We start from the raw sequence: 17,890 nt of genomic DNA, 5'->3' as shown, positions 1-17,890 counted from the left end.
CGCAGTTCAGGCCGGCAGCGGATGCAGGGCCGGCGCGGCCGGCTTGCGGCCCACGAAGGTCGCCATGAGAGCGGCGACGAGGCAGAGCAGGCCGGCCGAGATGAAGGCGCCGAAATAGGTGCCGCTCTCGGTGCGGATCATCCCGCCGAGCCAGGCTGCGGAAGCCGCACCGATCTGGTGAGCTGCCGCGATCCAGCCGAACATCAGGGCCGCGTTCTCTTCGCCGAACGACTTGCCGGCCAGCTGCACGGTGGGTGGCACGGTGGCGATCCAGTCGAGCCCGTAGAACACCGCGAAGAGGGACAGGCCGTAGAAGCTGAAGTCGAAGGAATAGGGCAGAAAGATCAGCGAGAGGCCGCGCAGGCCGTAATACCACGCGAGCAGCTTGCGCGAGTCGAACCGGTCGGTGAGCCAGCCCGAAGCCGTGGTGCCGATCAGGTCGCAGATCCCCATGAGGGCCAACAGGCCGGCAGCCGTCACTTCGGCGATGCCGTGATCGATACAGGCCGGGATCAGATGCGTGCCGACCAGGCCGTTGGTAGAGGCGCCGCAGATGAAGAACGTGCCGGCGAGCAGCCAGAAATCCCGGGAGCGCAGTCCGATCCGCAGGCCGCGCAGCGCCCGCAGGGCCGGATTCTCGGTGAGGACCGGCGTCGGCGTCACCACGGTCTCGCCGTAGCGGGGCAGGCCGAGATCGGCCGGGCGATCCCGCATCAGCAGGGCCACCAGCGGGATCAGGGCCAGGGTCGCGGCCGCGACCACCAGGGAGACCGAGCGCCAGCCCTGGCCGACCGCGAGGGAGGCGAGCATCGGCAGGAAGACGAGCTGCCCGGTGGCGCTGCTCGCCGTCAGCATGCCGAGCACGAGACCGCGCCGCTTGGCGAACCAGCGTCCCGCCACGGTGGCGCCGAGGACGTTGGCGACCATGCCGGAGCCCGACCCGACGACGATGCCCCACAGCAGCACCATCTGCCAGGGCGCGGTCATGAGGCTCGTTGCGGCGGTGCCGAGCGCCAGGATGAGGAGCGCGCCACAGATGCAGCGCCGCAGCCCGAACCGCTCGATGATGGCGACCGCGAAGGGCCCGATCATCCCGTACAGGAAGATGTTGAGCGCGATGCCGACGCCGATCGTCGCCGCGGTCCAGCCGAATTCCCGCTCCCACGGCACGATCAACACGCTCGGGGTGGCCCGGACTCCGGCGCCGACGAGCAGCACCAGGAAGGTCACCGCGGCGATGATCCAGGCATAATGCAGCGGCGGCTTGGCGTGCGTGTCGGCGATGACGGACATGAACGGCCTCTGGAAAGGGCGGATTGCGGCGGATCGGTCAGGAGACGGAGGTCAGGGCGTCGGCGAGGGCGGCCACGGCCGCTGGCTCGACCCGGGCGTTGATGCGCGCCTGGGCGTCGCGCCAGTACGGCGTCGCCGCCGCGATCGCCTCGCCGCCGGCCTCGGTCAGCACGACCACGCGCTCGCGGGCGTCGGCCGCGCCAGGCGCGATTCGCACGAGGCCGCGACGCTCCAGCGGATCGAGGTTGCGGCCCATCGTGGTCCGCTCCAGGGCCGCCTCCGCGGCAAGTCGCGTCAACGGCGTCGGTCCGAGCCGCTGCAGCAGGCGCAGGATCGCGAACTGCGTCACGCGCAAGCCCACCGGCCGCAACGCGGCGTCGTAGGTCGTGGTCACCGCCCGTGTCGCCCGCCGCAGGGCTGAGCAGGTGCAGAGCTCTTGAGGACCATCGCCGGAATGAATGTCGGCCATAATATGTGCATATACACCCTTCTCGTCGGCGACAAGGCGCATCTGCGGTGAGCCTGACGGTTTGCGCCGATCGACACTGGCGGGCCGGCAAACCGGCGGGGGTGTCATCGACACGGCGGAAGACGCTGCTATCGATTGGATGAGTGACCCGGTTCGGGAGACGCGCGATGACACTCGAAACCGCCACGGCCTTGTCTTCCTCAGAGCAGAAGACGGCCCGGACGGGATTGATCGAGGCGGCCGCCGACATCGTGACCGAGCAGGGCGGACCGGGCGGCTTCGTGCGCGACCTGTTCGGCCGCGTGACACCGGAGGATCTGGCCTCCTACGACGCGGTGACTCTCGCCGATCTCGCCGCGCGCGCCCGTGCCTTCCTGGCTGAGCCGCGCCGGCCCGGTGAACCGGCACGGTTGCGCCTCAGCGAGGGTGCCCTCGTCCGCGGTGGCCGGGCGCGCGAGATGACGATCCTCGAAGTCGTCAACGACAACCGGCCCTTCCTCCTCGACTCGACCCTCGCCGAACTGACCGAGCAGGGCCTGTCCCCGCACCTCGTCGCGCACCCGATTCTCGGCATCGAGCGGGATGGCGGCGGCGGTCTGATACGGGTCGTCGGCGAAACGACGGCCGATGCCCAGGGCAGCCTGGCGCGCGAGAGCTTCATCCACATCCACCTCGACCGGCTGGCGGCCGAGGCCGGCGAGCGGCTGCTGGACGCCCTCGCGGCGGTCTACCGGGACGTCGCTCTGGCGACCGACGATCACGACGCCATGCTGACGCGCGTTGCGGAACTCGCGACGGATCTCGGCCGCGCCCCGACGCCGATGCCCGAAAGCGAGACCGAGGAAGCACGCGCTTTTCTGGAGTGGCTGACAGAGGGCCAGTTCCTGCTCCTCGGCATGCAGCAGCACGGTATCGACGGTGAGGGGCATCCCCTGGTCGAGGGGTCGAGCCTCGGCGTGCTGCGCGATCCCGGCGCCACGCCCCTGCGCCGGGGCCGGATCCCCGTGGACTACACCCCCGAAATCCTCGCCTTCCTGGAGGAGCCGCAGCCCCTCATCATCACGAAGGCGAGTGTGAAATCCCGCGTCCACCGCTCGGCCTTCCTGGACTATGTGGGCGTCAAGCTCTTCTCCGGGCTCGGGAAGCTGTCCGGTGAGGTGCGGATCGTCGGCCTGTTCACAGCGTCGGCCTATACCAGCCCCGCCCGCGAGGTTCCGGTCCTGCGCCGGAAGGTGGAGGCGGTGGTCCAGCGCGCCGGTCTCGACCCGACGAGCCATGCTGGGCGAAGCCTCCTCGCGGTACTGGAGAGCTATCCGCGCGACGATCTGTTCCAGATCGACATCGAGCGGCTCTACCGGTTCACCCTGGCCATCGCAGCTCTGGCCGACAGGCCGCGAGTGCGCGTGCTCTCGCGCCCGGACCGGTTCGGCCGCTTCGTGTCGCTCCTCGTCTACGTTCCGAAGGACCGCTACGATTCTGCGGTACGAGGCCGGATCGGCACCTACCTCGCCGAGGCCTATGGCGGCCGGCTGAGTGCCGCCCACCCGGACTATCCGGAGGGCTCCCTCGCCCGGATCCACTACATCATCGGCCTGTCCGACACGGGCAGCCCGGAGCAGGACCCAGCGGCCCTCGAAGCCGGCATCACCGCCCTGGTCCGGACCTGGGGCGACGCATTGCGCGAGGCGCTCGCGGAGGCTCACGGCGGCGACCAGGCGCGCATGCTGGCCGCCCGCTACGGCGACGCGTTCTCGGCCGCCTACCGGGACAATTTCCAGCCGGAGGTCGCAGTCGCCGACGTGGCGATCCTCGAGCGCCTCGGCGACAGCCAGCCGCGGGCCGTGCAGCTCGGCCGCCGACAGAGCGACTCGGCCGCGCAGGTCCGGCTGAAGGTCTTCTCGCGGGGCGCCGCCATCGCCTTGTCCGACCGGGTGCCCGGCCTGGAGAATCTCGGCTTCCGCGTCATCAACGAGCGCACCTATCGGGTCGTGCCGACAGGGGTCGAAGACGGCGCCCGAATCTGGCTGCACGACATGCTGATCGAGCGCGCCACCGGTGTCGCGATCGATCTCGACGCCCTGGAACGGCCTCTCGAGGCTGCGATGCTCGCCATCGCCGACGGAGCCGCGGAATCCGATGGCTACAACCGCCTCGTCCTCGAAGCCGCCCTCCTCTGGCGGGAGGCCGCCCTCCTCCGGGCGCTCGGTCGCTACCTGCGTCAGCTGCGCATCCGGTACGGACAGGACTATCTCGCCGGTACGCTGAGCCGGCATGCCGGGATCACGCGGGACATCGTCGCCCTGTTCCGCGCCCGGTTCGATCCGGCACTCGTCGGAGACAGGGCCGCCCGAGAGGCCGGGATACGCGCCTGCATCGAGACCGCGCTCGCCGAGGTCACCAGCCTCGACGACGACCGGATCCTGCGCCGGTTTGTGAACCTCGTCGAGGCCGCGGTACGGACCAACTTCTTCCAGAGCGGTGCCGACGGCCATCCCCGCGAGACGATCAGCTTCAAGTTCGCCTGCGCCCGGGTGACGGCGATGCCGCTGCCGAGGCCCCTCTTCGAGATTTTCGTCTACGCGCCCCGCGTCGAGGGCGTGCACCTGCGCTTCGGCTATGTCGCCCGCGGCGGCCTGCGCTGGTCCGACCGGCCGGAGGATTTCCGCACCGAAATCCTCGGGCTGGTGAAGGCTCAGCAGGTGAAGAACGCCGTGATCGTGCCCGTGGGCGCCAAGGGCGGCTTCTTCCCGAAGCGTCTGCCCCCGGCGTCAGACCGGGCCGCCTGGATGCAGGAGGGCACCGAGAGCTACCGGATCTTCATCCGGACCCTCCTGGAACTCACCGACAACATCGTCGACAACGCCATCGTGCCGCCGCCGGACACGGTGCGGCACGATCCCGACGACGCCTATCTCGTGGTCGCCGCCGACAAGGGCACCGCCACGTTTTCGGACATCGCCAACGCGCTTTCCCTCGAGAAGGGTCACTGGCTGGGTGACGCCTTCGCGTCCGGCGGCAGCCAGGGCTACGACCACAAGGGCATGGGCATCACCGCCCGCGGCGCCTGGGAGGCCGTGCGCCGGCATTTCCGCGAGATCGACGTGGACGTGCAGACCGATCCGATCGCCACGGTCGGCGTCGGCGACATGTCGGGGGACGTGTTCGGCAACGGCATGCTGCTCTCGAAAAGCATCCGCCTCATCGCCGCCTTCGACCACCGCGACATCTTTCTCGATCCGGACCCGGATGCGGCCACGAGCTTCGTCGAGCGGCGGCGGCTGTTCGATCTGGGGCGGTCCTCCTGGGCGGATTACGACAAGAGCCTGATCTCGGAGGGAGGCGGCGTGTTCTCGCGCAGCCTGAAGACGGTCCCGCTCTCCGCGGCGGTCCGGGCCGCCCTCGGTTTCGACCGCGCCGAGGCGACGCCGACCGAACTGATGCAGGCGATCCTGAAGGCGCCGGCCGACCTCCTGTGGTTCGGCGGTATCGGAACCTATGTTCGCGCGACCACCGAGACCGACGAGGATGCCGGCGATCGCGCCAACGACGCCGTCCGGATCACCGGGGCGGAGCTGCGCGCGAAGGTCGTCGGCGAAGGTGCCAATCTCGGCCTGACGCAGCGCGGACGAATCGAGGCGGCGCGCGCGGGCGTCCGGCTGAACACCGACGCCATCGACAACTCCGCCGGCGTGAACACCTCGGATGTCGAGGTGAACATCAAGATCGCCCTCATGACGCCGGAGCGGGACGGCCGGCTGAGCTACGAGGCGCGCAACGCCCTGCTCGCCGATATGACCGACGAGGTCGGACGTCTGGTCCTCCGCAACAACGAGTTGCAGACCCTCGCCCTGTCGCTCGCCCAGCGCGGCGGACTCGGCGAGACCGGCTTCGCCATGCGGACCATGCAGGCGCTGGAGGCGGAAGGCCGCCTCGACCGGACGGTGGAGTTTCTTCCCGACGACGCCACGCTCACCGAACGCATGCGCCGGAACGAGGGCCTGACCCGGCCGGAATACGCGGTGCTGCTCGCCTACGCGAAGCTGTCTCTGCACGACGCCATCCTCGACAGCACCGTGCCGAACGATCCCTATTTCGACCGGGAGCTGCAGCGCTACTTCCCGAAGGCCCTGCGCGCGCGCTTCCCGGACGCCGTGAAGGCACACCGCTTGCGCCGCGAGATCATCGCCACGGCGCTCGCCAACATCATCGTCAACCGCGGCGGGCCCTCGCTGGTGACACGGCTCGTGGACGGCACCGGCGCCGACGCCGCGATCATCGCCAAGGCCTACGCGATGACCCGGGACGCCTTCGGGCTGATGGAGCTGAATCTTGCCATCGACGGTCTGGCGGGCCGCGTTTCGGGGCGGGAGCAGCTCGATCTCTATGCGGAGGTGCAGGATCTGCTGCTGAACCGGATCGTCTGGTTCATCCGCAACCTCGATCTGAGCGGAGGGCTCGCCCCCATGGTCGCCCGCTACCGGGACGGCATTGCCGCCGTCGAGGCGGCGCTGCCCGAGGTGCTCGGGGATGAGGCCCGCGCAGCCATCGACGCCCGCGAGGCGGAACTGACGGGGCACGGCATGGCCCCGGCCCAGGCCCGGCGGCTGGCCTCGCTCACCGCGCTCGGATCCGCACCCGATGTCGTCCGCGTCGCAGAGGCGAGTGGCCGACCGGTCGCTGAGGTGGCCGCGACCCATTTCGCCCTGGAGCATGCCTTCCGGCTCGACGATCTGGCGGCCGCGGCGCGGACTGTGCCGGTGGCCGACACGTTCGACCGCGTCGCGCTGGAGCGCGCGGTCGCCGGCATCGCCGCCGCCCATCGCAAACTCACCGCCGAGGTGGTGGCGGATCTGGGCGCGGGCCCCGACGCGGTGGAGGCTTGGGTGAAGGCGCGCGGCGCTCCGCTGGCCCGGATCCGCGACGCGGTGGACGCGATCGGTGCGTCCGGCCTCACCGTCTCCAAGGCGACCGTGGCCGCCAGCCTGCTGGGCGACCTCGTTCGGGCCGACTGATTGTTCAGGCCCCGGGCACGGAAGCCGACGCAACTTCGTGGCGACGGCGGCTGACCGCGGTGAGGACCAGGCCGAGCCCGGCGAGGGACATCGCCGCGGCGATCAACGGAAGCTCGCGGTAGCTCGCGCCGAGGGTCAGAGCGGTACCACCGATCCAGGCGCCGACGGCATTGCCGAGGTTGAATGCGCCCTGGTTGAGCGTGGAGGCGAGGTTCGGCGCATCGGTCGCGGCTTCGACAACCCAGATCTGCAGCGGCGAAACCAGCGCGAAGACGAGTCCTGACCAGAGGACCATCACGGGAACGGTCAGAACGGGATCGTGCGCGACGGCCGCCAGGGCCAGCAAGGCGGCCACGATGCCGAGGAAGCTGCCGATGATCGTCGCCATCGGACTCCGATCGGCAAGATGACCGCCGGCGAGGTTGCCGATGGTCAGGCCCAGTCCGGCCGAAAACAGCACACCCGTCACGCCACGCGGAGAGAAACCGGACACCCCGGTCAGAAACGGTGTGATGTAGGTGAATACGGTGAAGAAGCTCACGGACGACAGGGTCGAGATCAGCATCGGCCGCAAGACCGGCCAGCGGCCGAGCGCCCTGAACTCGCTGGCGAGACGGCCACGCGTTCCAGGAAGGCCGGTGGGCACACAGAGCTGGATCGCGAGGCCGGCCGCGAGGCCGATCGCCACCACCGCCCAGAAGGTCGACCGCCATCCCGCGACCTGGCCGAGGGCGGTCCCCAGGGGCACACCCAGCACGTTGGCAAGCGTCAGGCCCGCGAACATCAGCGAAACCGCCTGCGTGCGCCTCTCTCGCGGCACGAGGTCCCGCGCCACCACCGCGCCGATTCCGAAGAACGCGCCGTGGGCGAAGGCGGTCAGGATGCGCGCCGTCATCAGCAAGGCGTAGCTCGGTGCCAACGCGCAGCCGAGATTTCCTGCCAGGAAGACGGCCATCAGCGCGAGAAGCGCGGTCTTGCGCGGCAGGCCCGCGGTGGCGATCGCCACGATCGGCGCCCCCACGACCACGCCCATGGCATAGCCCGACACCAGATAGCCGGCCTGCGGGATGGTGACACCGAAGCTCTGCGCCACCTCCGGAAGCAGGCCCATGATGACGAACTCGGTGGTGCCGATCCCAAACGAGGCGACGGCAAGGGCGAGGATCGGCAGAGGCAGCACGGCAAAGTCCTTCGGCACGGGCAAGATCCGATGGTGCAGAGCAGCATCGCAGCGCGTCGGCGATTGGATAGCGCCGTTGACGCGGCGCACACTTGCGCGACGCGCAGAGAGCCCGCCGGTGCGGATCGGCCTGGCCGGAGCGGAGGAGCAGGGAGTTCCCGGTGGATGGGGGCGCGGGAACACGGGTCGCTGCGGCTGGGATGCCGCACCTGCGGCTCACCCGCGCCGCGAGCTTCCGGATGGCCGGAGCCGCCTTCGATCAGGTCGAGACAGCGCCAGCCCAGCGCCGCGCTTGGCCTAGGCGTCCGTCGGAACGTGAAGTGGAGATTGCCTCGTCCGGCGCCCCGGCGCCTGTCTTGCGAGGCCAGAAGTCGCGGCGTGACCGGAGACCACCCCCGAGTGCGGCCGCGGCAATCGATCGGTGGGATCGGCTTAAAGACGATGGAGGCCAAGTAGGCCTGAACCGAGGCAGTGTCGAAGCAACGACACCGCCTCGTTGAGCGGAGGTCATTACAACACTGTCTTCGCAGACGTCAGCATCGCAAGTCAGGTAGGTAGACGGGTCCTGGCCGCGGGGGCCGCCCGAGCTGCGGGACGCGTCCAACGTGACTGAGCGATCCGGGCCACGAGATCCATCGTGCCTGAGCCTAAGTGGCACCGGCGGACATCGAGAGTCGAAGTCGCCGGCCCAGCGGAGCCACGCCAGCGCAGAAGGCAAGACTCCACCCAGCCAATCGAGCGAGGTAATCTGTGCGGCAAGCCGCTCAGTAGTCTTGTGTCATCGCCCGACACATTGATCGCAATGGATCGTTTCCGTCGATTCGGCCGACTACTCCGCCACGACCTTTTTCCGCCCGCGCGGCTTGGAAGCAGGCGCGACCACGGCTTCCGGTGTCGGCGCCGGCGCTGGCGCTGGCGCCCCGACGTTCTTGCGGCGCTGCTGCCCGAGGCCCAGAGCCCGAGCCAGCTCGGAGCGTTGGGCGGAGTAGCTTGCAGCGGTCATGGGATAGTCCCGCGGCAAGCCCCACTTCTCACGGTAGGCCTCGGGCGTCAGACCTCGCAACGTAAGGTGACGGCGAAGCGTCTTGTACGGCTTCCCGTCCTCGAAGCTGATGATATGATCCGCCGTGACCGACTTGCGGATCTGGGACGGGCTCATCTTTTCAACGGGCGAATTCGCGGCACGACTTTGAGTTGTCAAACCACTCAATGCCGCATGGATGCCGCCAATCAACCCGGGAAGCTCCGAAGCCGGCACGGAATTGTTCGACACATAAGCCGCCACGATATCTACCGTGAGATCGACCGACGGGCTGTGCTCGTTAGCTGCGCTGTCACTCACGATAAACTCCATGAGTACAAATCACCAAGTCGATCAATCCAGGTCGGATGCGATCGAATTCATCATAACGATAGCAGAGTATACAAAAAATCTCAATCATAATTGCGGAGGCGCGGAGAGATCGAAACCGCTCGGCGTCGATGCCAGGGGGATGCCAGGGGATGTCAGGGCGATGCCGTCGTTGACCGGGCATTAACCATGCCGTCGCTAGGGTTCGTTAACCATGCCGGCGACCCGTTTCTGGGCGGCATGATCGATGACCTTCGGACTTCGGTGCCGGAGATGTGGGCGGAGACCGGGATCAGGTGCGGACGGCGGCTGACCGGCGGAAACGGCAGAACTCGCGGCTGGCCGTCGCGGCGCTGAGCTTAACGCTCGCGACGCCGGCGCTGGCTCAACGCTTCGACGCGACGAGTCCCGTCACGGGTCAGCCCGACAATCCCGGCATCGGGCAGGAGGCGGCGCCGAACGGCCTGCCAGCCCTCAAGCGGAGCATCCCTGACGGCCTGACCCGCGATTCAGGACGCAGCTCGCTCGGCGGGGACACGACGGGCGGCGAGCAAACCGGAGGCGACAGCCTTCGGTCCCCGCTGTCGCCTCCGATACCGCGACAGACGCTGGGCCAGCCCGGCCAGTCTCAGCTCGACACTCGGATCACGACGGGCGGCCGGCGGACCGGCGGAAGCTCGACGGCTCCGGCCAACATCGCCCCTTCGACACTCCTGCGCACCCGAGCCGCTCCCCCCCGGCGGATCGGGTCCGCGACCCGGCGCGTCACCCAGAGCGTGACGCAGGTTCCGCCCCCGGCGCTGCGGTTGTCGCCGGTGGTTCAGCAACCGGTGGTCGGCGTACCGAATCCGTCGACGGTGACGCCGATCCGGCCCCTGTTCCCTCTGCAGGCCATCGGACCGACACTCGGCCTCCTGACGCCGGGCTTCATCCTCGGCACCGACTTGGCGCGCGCGATCCCCACCGATCCAGCCTTCGCGCCCATCGGCTATCAGGTCGGCACCTTCACGGTGCTCCCGACCTTCGCACAGAGCATCGGCTACGACTCGAATCCGGACCAGACCAGCCGGCAGATCGCAAAGGGCTCGGTCGCCCTGCGCACAGACGCCACGGTCGACTTCCGCAGCAACTGGTCCTCGAGTTCCCTACAGGGTTCGCTCAGGGGTTCTTACCTCGAAACGCCGCAGAACGAGGCCGCGAGCCGCCCCGCAGCGGACGGCACCGTGCGCCTGCGGATCGACGCCAACCGGGATCTGCGCATCGACGCGGAGGGACGCTTCCTGGTGGACACGCAGCGCACGTCGAGCGCCAACCTGCAGGCGCCCGCGGCGACGAGCCGGCCGCTTCTGGCTGTTTACGGCGGATCGCTGGGCGCCACGGAGACGTTCAACCGTCTGTCGGTGACGCTGCGCGGATCCATCGACCGGTCGGAATTCGACAATGCCCGCTTGGCCAATGGGACGACCATCAATCAGTCCGACCGGAACCTGAATCAGTACAGTCTCCAATTGCGCACGGCCTACGAGGTCAACCCCGATTTCAGCCCATTCATCGACCTCCTCGGCGACACCCGCGTCTACGATCAGCGGTTCGACCTGACGGGTGTGCGCCGGGATTCGGACGGCATCGCGCTCGCCTTCGGCACAAGCATCGGGCTCGCGCGCTCCGTGACGGGTGAGATCTCGGCCGGCATTCAGCATCGGACCTACGTCGACCCGACCCTCCGGGACATCAATGCGCCGTTGCTCAACGCGGCCCTGGTCTGGGCGGCAAGCCCGCTCACCACCGTCCGGCTCACCGCCGCGACGGGCGTCACCGAGACGACGATCCCGGGCTCCAGCGGCGTGCTGACCGAGGTCGCAACGCTGGAAGTGCAGCACGATCTCCTGCGCAACCTGTCGATCGTCCTGGGCGGATCCTACCTCCGCAACGATTATCAGAACAGCACCATCCGCGAGAACGGCTTCTCTGCAACCGCGCGCGTCGACTACCACTTCACGCGCTGGCTGACTCTGCGAGGCACTTATCTCTACCAGAAATTCGACAGCACCGTCGCCGGATCGAGCTTCCAGGAGAACACCTTCCTGCTCGGATTGCGGGTGAACCCATGAGGCGCCGCTCGCATCGCGATCGTTAGGGCCGGCGTCATCGTCTCATCTCGCCGCGCCGTCCGAGGCCATCGAGACCAGCGCGGCTGATCCGCCGTTCAACCGCGGCGCTGGGCGAAGAAATCCCGGAGCAGGGCCGCGGCTTCACGCTCGCGGAAGCCGCCATAGACTTCCGGCGCGTGATGGCAGGTGGGCTGATCGAAGACGCGCGGGCCGTGCTCGACCCCACCGCCCTTCGGGTCCGACGCGCCGTAATAGAGCCGCCGTATCCGCGCGATGGATATGGCCCCCGCACACATCGGGCACGGTTCCAGCGTGACATAGAGATCGCAGCCGGTGAGGCGTTCCTCACCGAGGACCGCACAGGCTGCCCGGATCGCCAGGATTTCCGCGTGCGCGGTCGGGTCGTTGAGCCGCCGCGGTTGGTTGTGCGCGACCGCGAGGACGATCCCGTCCCGGACCACCGCGGCGCCGACGGGGACTTCCCCGGCCTCGGCGGCGGCGCGGGCGGCGGCGAAAGCGTGATCCAGTGCGGTCAGCGCTCCGGACGATGGGCGGTCCGGACGATGGATCGGATCGGAAGCGACCATGCCCTCAAGCCCGGGCCTGCACGGAGGCGCGGCGGCGTCCCGGCCTGATCCCCGTCAATGTTAAGGGCTGGAACATTCGACCGACCGTGACCGTTTCTTGAACCAGTGCGGCATCGCCGCAGGTCGAACAAGAGGACAACGCCATGAGCAGCACCACCGACAAGATCAAGGGCGTCGCCAACGAGGCTCTTGGGAAGGCCAAGCAGGGCATCGGCGATGTGACCAACAACGACAAGCTCAAGGCTGAGGGCGCGGCTCAGGAACTCAAGGGCAAGGCGCAGGCTACGGTCGGCGATGCGAAGAGCGCGGTGAAGTCGGCCACCGACAAGCTCTGAACGTCAAGCACAACCGGAACGGAACCCGCCTCGCGCGGGTTCCAGTCTTGAACTGAACCGGACTAAGCGAGGATGCCATGATCGGCTGGGCTGTCACATTTCTCGTCGTCGCTCTCGTAGCGGCGCTCCTCGGCTTCGGCGGCATCGCCGGAACGGCCATGGAGGCTGCCAAGATCGTCTTCTTCGTGGCGATCGCCCTGTTCCTGATCTCCGCCGTCTTCGGCGTGATGCGCGGTCGCTCACCCCGGATCTGACGGCACACACGCGCATCGATCTTCGAGGCGGTCCCGATGGGCCGCCTTCGTCGTTTCAGCCTAGGCTCAACCGCACGTGCCGTCTCGCCTGTGGAGTGTGGCTCTGATAAGCGGCAGGCATGACCGATCTGCCGAACGACGATAAGCCCGAGGCGGGCGCTGCCCGCCCGGCCCCCGAGTCAAACCAGGGCCAGGGCTGGACCCCGCCGACCGATGCGGGCAGTGCCGCGGACGCCCCTGAAGCTCCGAGGAAGCCGACAGCCAAGGCGAAGGCGGGTGCCAAGACTGCGCAGCCGCAGCCGGCGACCCCGACCGAGGACGAGGGCGCTATCGAGACGCCGCCCGGCGAGCGTATCGCCAAGGCTATGGCACGGGCCGGCATCGCCTCACGGCGGGATGCTGAAGCGATGATCCTCGCTGGTCGCGTCAGCGTCAACGGCGAGACGCTGACCTCCCCCGCCCGCAACGTCACCGAGAACGACCGCATCCTGATCGACGGCGAACCGATGCCGTCGCGCGAACGGAGCCGCCTGTGGATCTTCCACAAGCCCCGGGGGGTGGTGACCACGGCCCGCGATCCCGAGGGTCGCCAGACCGTCTTCGAGGCGCTGCCCGAAGAACTGCCGCGGGTCGTCGCGGTGGGACGCCTCGACATCAACACCGAGGGTCTCCTGCTCCTGACCAACGACGGCGGCTTGGCCAAGGTGATCGCGCATCCCGACACGGGCTGGCTGCGCCGGTACCGGGTCCGTGCGCACGGCGACACCGATCAGGCGCAGCTCGACAGGCTGGCCAAGGGCGTGACCATCGATGGCATGGAATACGGCCCGGTGGAGGCCACCCTCGACCGCGTCCAGGGCGACAACGTCTGGCTGACGCTCGGCCTTCGCGAAGGCAAGAACCGCGAGGTCAAGCGTATCCTTGAGCATCTCGGCCTCTCGGTGAACCGGCTGATCCGGCTGTCCTTCGGCCCGTTCCAGCTGGGCGATCTGGAGGTCGGGCTGGTGGAAGAGGTGCGCACGCGCGTGCTGAAGGACCAGCTCGGCAAGAGCCTCGCCGAACAGGCGGGCGTGGATTTCGACAGCCCGGTCCGGGAACCGATCGCGCCCTTCGGCGAATCGCGACCGTCCGACCGGGAAGCTCGGGCTGCACAACAAGCTCCATCCCGGCGCAATGCTGCGCGTCCGGCACCGACGCCTCGGGTCTCGACGGGCGGTACCGGACCCGGACCCCGCAACTCCGCGTGGCGCGACGAGGACGCGACGAAGCCGCGGGGGACGCGCATCCCCCGCCGCGGTGCGGACCCTCGTGCGGCGCAGGCCGCCGCGGCCGAGCGGGGTCGCGAACGTGTCGGCTCGATCCGCACCGGCGAGCGCCGCGTCGTCGTCGAGCGCCTGACGGCGACGCCTGCGGAGCCAGCGCCCGTCGAGAAGCCGCGGCGCCGTTTTGCCGACAAGGCCGGACAGGAACGGCCGGAGCGCAATGCCGGCCCACGCGGCGAACGCGGCACCGGCGAGTGGAAGCGCCGGGAGACAGGGCGAGACGACCGGCCGCGCGGGGATGCGCGCTTCGAGGATCGCCGCGACGGCAAGGCTGGCGATCGGCGCGAACGCGCATTCGACGCCAAGCCGGCCGACGGAGCGGCCCGAAAGGCCGGTTCGTTCCCGCCCCGGAAACCCGCCGCCGGTGGCGGCAAACCGGCCTTCGGAGGCCCGAAGCCGGGAGGCGCACGTCCCGGTGGATCCCGTCCCGGTGGATCCCGTCCCGGCGGCAAGCCGGGCGGCTTCTCTGGCGGCGCGCCCGGCAAGGGCGGCGGGCGACCGGGTGGTCGTCCCGGTGCCCCGCGCGGCGGAGCCAAGCCCGGCGGTGGCCGACCGCCACGCGGGACGCGATGAGGATCGTCGGTGGCGCTTGGCGGGGCCGCAGGCTCGCCACGCCGCGCACCGAAGCGATCCGGCCGACTTCGGATCGACTCCGGGAATCGCTGTTCAACGTGCTGACCCATGCCTACGAGCAGGCTGTCGAGGGCGCTCAGGTTCTCGACCTGTTTGCCGGGACGGGCGCTCTCGGATTCGAGGCCCTGTCGCGGGGTGCCGCCTACGCGTTGCTCGTCGATGAGGGCGCCGAAGCCCGCGCGGTGATCCGCACCAATATCGAGGCGCTCGGGGCCGAAGGCGTGACGCGCCTGTTCCGTCGGGATGCGACCCGGCTGGGACCTGCCGCCTCGGCGGGCCCATTCTCGCTCGTCTTCTGCGATCCACCCTACGGCAAAGATCTGGCGCCGCGCGCCCTCGAGAGCGCTGCCGCGGGCGGATGGCTCGCCCCTGGGGCTCTTGTCGTGGTCGAGGAGGCCGCAGCCGTCCAGCTGGTCTGGCCCGCAGGCTTCGAATCGGTGGAACGACGCGTCTACGGCGACACGGCGGTGGCGATCGCTCGATTTGGCGCCTGAGCCCCTCTAGGGAGCTTCGACCATTTCCTCTGCGGAAACCGTCAGCTCAGCGCCGAAATGGATAGCCAGCCAGACGGTGGGAGACGCGGTCCAGTGGACCCGGTGCCGACGGTGCGGAGCGATCATCACGGCATCGCCAGCGACGAGGCGACGCGGGGCCGACTCGTCGGCGAACAGGAGGTCGGCCGCGCCCGTCAGGACGGCGACCCACTCGGCGTGCGGCTGATCGTAGTAGAAGCCCGGCGGACTCGCTTGCCCGGTCGAGACGATGCGCTCCACCCGGAGACCCGGGCTGGCCACCAAGACCGACACGACCTCATCGGCTGCGCCGAGCGGCAGATCGGCCAGCAGATTGGTCACGGTCGTCGGTCGTTCGGCCATGATTCATCCCCGGCAGATCTCACGCGGCGCTGGGCTGGAGCGCCGCGCCGGCCCGATCTCACGCGTTGCGCGTTGCGGTGGGAGACTGAGGCGCCGCTTCGTCCGCCGATCGCAGCTGGCCGATCCGCGCGGCGGATTTCACCAGCGAGAGCACGTCGCGGCGCATCTGATCGTCGGCGATCTGATTGTAGGCCCGCAGGATCTCGACGGCGCCGGCCACCCGAAGCAGCGCCGGGCCATTCTCCGTCGAAGCCTCGGGCTCGGGCTCGAAGAAGCTTGAGACCGGGACGCCGAGTCGCTCGGCGATTGCCTGCAGACGGCCGGCTCCGACCCGGTTCTTGCCGGTCTCGTACTTCTGGACCTGCTGGAAGCTGACACCCAATGCACTGGCCAGGGCCGACTGGCTCAATCCGTTAGCGGCCCGAAGGAACGCGATGCGGCTGCCGACCCCGTGATCAATGGCTGTCGTCTGCTTCGGCTTGGGGGTTGGGTTCGCCATCGTTGGTAGTCCGGATGTTCTTAAATGTTGGCAGGCTTGCTCGCCCGGATCCGGGGCGCCAATCACAACTGACAGGTGCAACATTGCGCCGCGAAGATCCAGACGTGACATCTGTTAGTGCCACAGGTCAGCCGCGCGTGCAACGAATGGTTACGCTTTCAAAATCTTGAGCCCGGAAGACTCCCGGGCGGGCCTCTCAATGACCACGACATGAACAACTAAACGATCATCCGCGATCATACAAAAGTGATCGAAATTGACTAGAGCCCCGCATTCGAAAACTGCAGCGCGCTATTGGGTTGCCTGCTCCACGTTGGCCCGGGAATGCCGACCCACGGGGACACGGCGTGACACACAGAGGTTCGACCCGGAAATCGCAGCCGTTCGGCGGCGATGCGTTCACGCCGCAGGACCGAGCCAGTCGGTGACGATTCGCAACTGCTCGTCGTCCAGCAATGCAGGCGCGTGGCCGCACTGGGGGATCTCGACGCGCTGTGTCGGAGGTCCCCTGCGGGTCATCTCGTCGGCGGTCGAAGCGAGGAGCAAGTCCGAATGCTCTCCGCGCAGGAGCAGGACGGGACAGGTTATGACGTCCCAGTCGCGCCACATGCTGACACTGTAAACCCGGCCGGGTCGGAACGCGTCGCCGATCCCGGGATCGTAATGGGGCCGCCAGCCGCCGTTCGGCACTTGGTGAAAGCTGTACTTGGCGATGTGGCGCCATTGCTCGTCGGTGAGCGGTCCGAATGCGCCCAGCACCGTGCGCAGGCGCGACTCGCCCGAGGCCAGGTTATGGTGAAGCCGGGGCGCGTCGCGCAGGCGCGAGCCGATCTCGCGGATGGGCGCCCAGGGTAGAAACGGGCCGATATCGTTGATCACCATCCGGCGGATCGGAGAGCGTGCGGCGGCGGCCAGGACCATTCCGGTGAGGCCGCCGAGGGAGGTGCCGACCCAGTCGATCTTCCCTGGAACCCGGAGATGCGCGATGAGCGCCGCCATGTCGGCGGCGTATTGCGGCAGGCCGTAGAGTTCCGGATCCTTCAACCAGCCGCTGAGACCGCGCCCGGGCAGGTCGGGACAGACGACCCGGTAGCCCAGCTTCGCCAGCCGATAGCCGAGCGCGTCGAAGTCGCGACCCTGGCGGCTCAGGCCGTGCACGCAGATCACCACGTGCGGGCTGTCCGCTTCGCCCCATTCCACGTAAGCGATGCGATGGAAGTCGTGCGGCGCATAGGCTTGGAAATGGCCTGTCCGGAACGGCACATCGGCGCGACTCAGATCGTCGAGCCGCGGATTCGTCTCGGGTCCGGAAGCCGGCGCCGCGCCGGCGGCGGTCACGGAGTCTCCGTGCGCGCGGCGGCCTCGCGGGCGAGGCGGCTGGCCGTCTGATGGAGGTCGACCATCTGGTCGGTGAGCCGACGCGCCTGCTCCTGCAGGAACGCGATGTTCAGCGCCACGACCTCGCGGGCATCGGCTGCCGCGGCAAGGCGGTCCGCGAAATCGAGACCCGCACGGACATTCGTGTCCGAGGCCACGAGCATCCGGTGGCTGATCTCCCGCATCGCCGCCATGGTATGGACGGCATTGTCCTCAACGGCATTGTAGAGCCGCGCGCCGGCATCGTCCCATTGCTCGCGCAACGTGCGGGCACCGGCCGCATGACGATCGGCAAGATGGTGCGCGGTCTCGCGGCTCGAGCCCATGACCGCGCGCCAGCCCTCGAAACTCTGTGCCGCCGACGCCTCGAAGGCGTTCAGCGCCATCTCGCCGGCCTCGGCGAAGCGCTCATACGCCTCGCGCGCCCGGGCGACACTGCTCTCGGCCATGGCGCGGCCGGTCTCTTTGGAGACCACCGGCAGGTTGTCGTTCCCCACTGTCGTCTCCCGCAGATCGGACGATCGCATCCGGCCTCGGCCGCGCACGGCCAAGGATAGGGCATCCGACAGGGTTGTCTTCCCGTCAATCGCGC

At 68.8% G+C, this 17,890-nt stretch carries 15 protein-coding genes; 6 read left to right on the top strand and 9 right to left on the bottom strand.

The genetic code is table 11. The annotated features are described in order from the left end of the window. Positions 1–6: 6 nt before the first annotated feature. Positions 7–1,293: an MFS transporter gene (locus tag GGQ91_RS16755; RefSeq protein ID WP_043356721.1), complete on the bottom strand. Its 1,287-nt coding sequence runs from the start codon at positions 1,291–1,293 to the stop codon at positions 7–9. 37 nt (positions 1,294–1,330) lie between these two features. Next, positions 1,331–1,687, bottom strand: a complete 357-nt coding sequence (locus tag GGQ91_RS16750) for a MarR family winged helix-turn-helix transcriptional regulator (protein WP_244538818.1) — start codon at positions 1,685–1,687, stop codon at positions 1,331–1,333. A gap of 242 nt (positions 1,688–1,929) precedes the next feature. Between GGQ91_RS16750 and GGQ91_RS16745 the strand changes: the two genes are divergently transcribed. Next, positions 1,930–6,774 carry an NAD-glutamate dehydrogenase gene (locus GGQ91_RS16745; RefSeq protein ID WP_182592454.1) on the top strand — a complete coding sequence of 1,615 codons (4,845 nt, stop codon included), beginning with the start codon at positions 1,930–1,932 and terminating at the stop codon, positions 6,772–6,774. 4 nt (positions 6,775–6,778) lie between these two features. On the opposite strand, the gene GGQ91_RS16740 is transcribed toward GGQ91_RS16745, so the two are convergent. Beyond that, entirely contained in the window at positions 6,779–7,954 is a 1,176-nt protein-coding gene (locus tag GGQ91_RS16740; RefSeq protein ID WP_182592610.1) for an MFS transporter, read from the bottom strand. A gap of 829 nt (positions 7,955–8,783) precedes the next feature. After that, entirely contained in the window at positions 8,784–9,308 is a 525-nt protein-coding gene (locus tag GGQ91_RS16735) for a Ros/MucR family transcriptional regulator (protein WP_170861839.1), read from the bottom strand. 293 nt (positions 9,309–9,601) lie between these two features. On the opposite strand from GGQ91_RS16735, the gene GGQ91_RS16730 reads away from it, so the two are divergent. Then, entirely contained in the window at positions 9,602–11,416 is a 1,815-nt protein-coding gene (locus GGQ91_RS16730; RefSeq protein ID WP_403091343.1) for an outer membrane beta-barrel protein, read from the top strand. 95 nt (positions 11,417–11,511) lie between these two features. Here the strand turns inward: GGQ91_RS16730 and GGQ91_RS16725 are convergent, their stop codons facing one another. Next, positions 11,512–12,003: a nucleoside deaminase gene (locus GGQ91_RS16725; protein WP_075381495.1), complete on the bottom strand. Its 492-nt coding sequence runs from the start codon at positions 12,001–12,003 to the stop codon at positions 11,512–11,514. A gap of 143 nt (positions 12,004–12,146) precedes the next feature. Here GGQ91_RS16725 and GGQ91_RS16720 point away from each other — a divergent pair, with 143 nt between their 5' ends. From GGQ91_RS16720 to rsmD, 4 genes are all read left to right on the top strand, one after another. Then, positions 12,147–12,338, top strand: coding sequence for a CsbD family protein (locus GGQ91_RS16720; protein WP_043348685.1), 192 nt, complete (start codon positions 12,147–12,149; stop codon positions 12,336–12,338). Between the two features lie 77 nt (positions 12,339–12,415). Then, on the top strand, positions 12,416–12,592 hold the full coding sequence (locus GGQ91_RS16715) for a DUF1328 domain-containing protein (RefSeq protein WP_043348682.1): 177 nt from the start codon (positions 12,416–12,418) through the stop codon (positions 12,590–12,592). Positions 12,593–12,711: 119 nt separating this feature from the next. Beyond that, positions 12,712–14,487 carry a pseudouridine synthase gene (locus GGQ91_RS16710; RefSeq protein WP_182592453.1) on the top strand — a complete coding sequence of 592 codons (1,776 nt, stop codon included), beginning with the start codon at positions 12,712–12,714 and terminating at the stop codon, positions 14,485–14,487. Further along, on the top strand, positions 14,484–15,041 hold the full coding sequence (gene rsmD, locus GGQ91_RS16705) for a 16S rRNA (guanine(966)-N(2))-methyltransferase RsmD (RefSeq protein ID WP_075381493.1): 558 nt from the start codon (positions 14,484–14,486) through the stop codon (positions 15,039–15,041). The genes GGQ91_RS16710 and rsmD overlap by 4 nt, the downstream gene beginning before the upstream one ends. Positions 15,042–15,047: 6 nt before the next feature. On the opposite strand, the gene GGQ91_RS16700 is transcribed toward rsmD, so the two are convergent. The 4 genes from GGQ91_RS16700 to GGQ91_RS16685 form a co-directional block, all read right to left on the bottom strand. Beyond that, a complete protein-coding gene (locus tag GGQ91_RS16700) occupies positions 15,048–15,422 on the bottom strand; it encodes a cupin domain-containing protein (protein ID WP_075381492.1) in 375 nt (124 codons plus the stop codon). Positions 15,423–15,480: 58 nt separating this feature from the next. After that, the gene (locus GGQ91_RS16695; RefSeq protein WP_043754937.1) at positions 15,481–15,921 is read right to left on the bottom strand and encodes a helix-turn-helix domain-containing protein; all 441 of its coding nucleotides are present in this window, start codon (positions 15,919–15,921) and stop codon (positions 15,481–15,483) included. Between the two features lie 399 nt (positions 15,922–16,320). Then, on the bottom strand, positions 16,321–17,259 hold the full coding sequence (locus GGQ91_RS16690) for an alpha/beta fold hydrolase (protein ID WP_182592452.1): 939 nt from the start codon (positions 17,257–17,259) through the stop codon (positions 16,321–16,323). Beyond that, a complete protein-coding gene (locus tag GGQ91_RS16685) occupies positions 17,256–17,795 on the bottom strand; it encodes a phasin family protein (RefSeq protein WP_179697850.1) in 540 nt (179 codons plus the stop codon). Before GGQ91_RS16685 ends, GGQ91_RS16690 begins: the two co-directional genes overlap by 4 nt. Positions 17,796–17,890: the final 95 nt, after the last annotated feature.

The organism is Methylobacterium fujisawaense (assembly GCF_014138435.1).
Classification (GTDB): domain Bacteria; phylum Pseudomonadota; class Alphaproteobacteria; order Rhizobiales; family Beijerinckiaceae; genus Methylobacterium; species Methylobacterium fujisawaense.
This window is presented reverse-complemented; position numbering and strand designations above follow the sequence as displayed.

Coding starts and splice junctions, on each gene's coding strand:
- GGQ91_RS16755 (WP_043356721.1), bottom strand. CDS start 1,293: ATGTCCGTCATCGCCGACACGCACGCCAAGCCGCCGCTGCATTATGCC.
- GGQ91_RS16745 (WP_182592454.1), top strand. CDS start 1,930: ATGACACTCGAAACCGCCACGGCCTTGTCTTCCTCAGAGCAGAAGACG.
- GGQ91_RS16735 (WP_170861839.1), bottom strand. CDS start 9,308: ATGGAGTTTATCGTGAGTGACAGCGCAGCTAACGAGCACAGCCCGTCG.
- GGQ91_RS16725 (WP_075381495.1), bottom strand. CDS start 12,003: ATGGTCGCTTCCGATCCGATCCATCGTCCGGACCGCCCATCGTCCGGA.
- GGQ91_RS16720 (WP_043348685.1), top strand. CDS start 12,147: ATGAGCAGCACCACCGACAAGATCAAGGGCGTCGCCAACGAGGCTCTT.
- GGQ91_RS16715 (WP_043348682.1), top strand. CDS start 12,416: ATGATCGGCTGGGCTGTCACATTTCTCGTCGTCGCTCTCGTAGCGGCG.
- GGQ91_RS16710 (WP_182592453.1), top strand. CDS start 12,712: ATGACCGATCTGCCGAACGACGATAAGCCCGAGGCGGGCGCTGCCCGC.
- rsmD (WP_075381493.1), top strand. CDS start 14,484: ATGAGGATCGTCGGTGGCGCTTGGCGGGGCCGCAGGCTCGCCACGCCG.
- GGQ91_RS16700 (WP_075381492.1), bottom strand. CDS start 15,422: ATGGCCGAACGACCGACGACCGTGACCAATCTGCTGGCCGATCTGCCG.
- GGQ91_RS16695 (WP_043754937.1), bottom strand. CDS start 15,921: ATGGCGAACCCAACCCCCAAGCCGAAGCAGACGACAGCCATTGATCAC.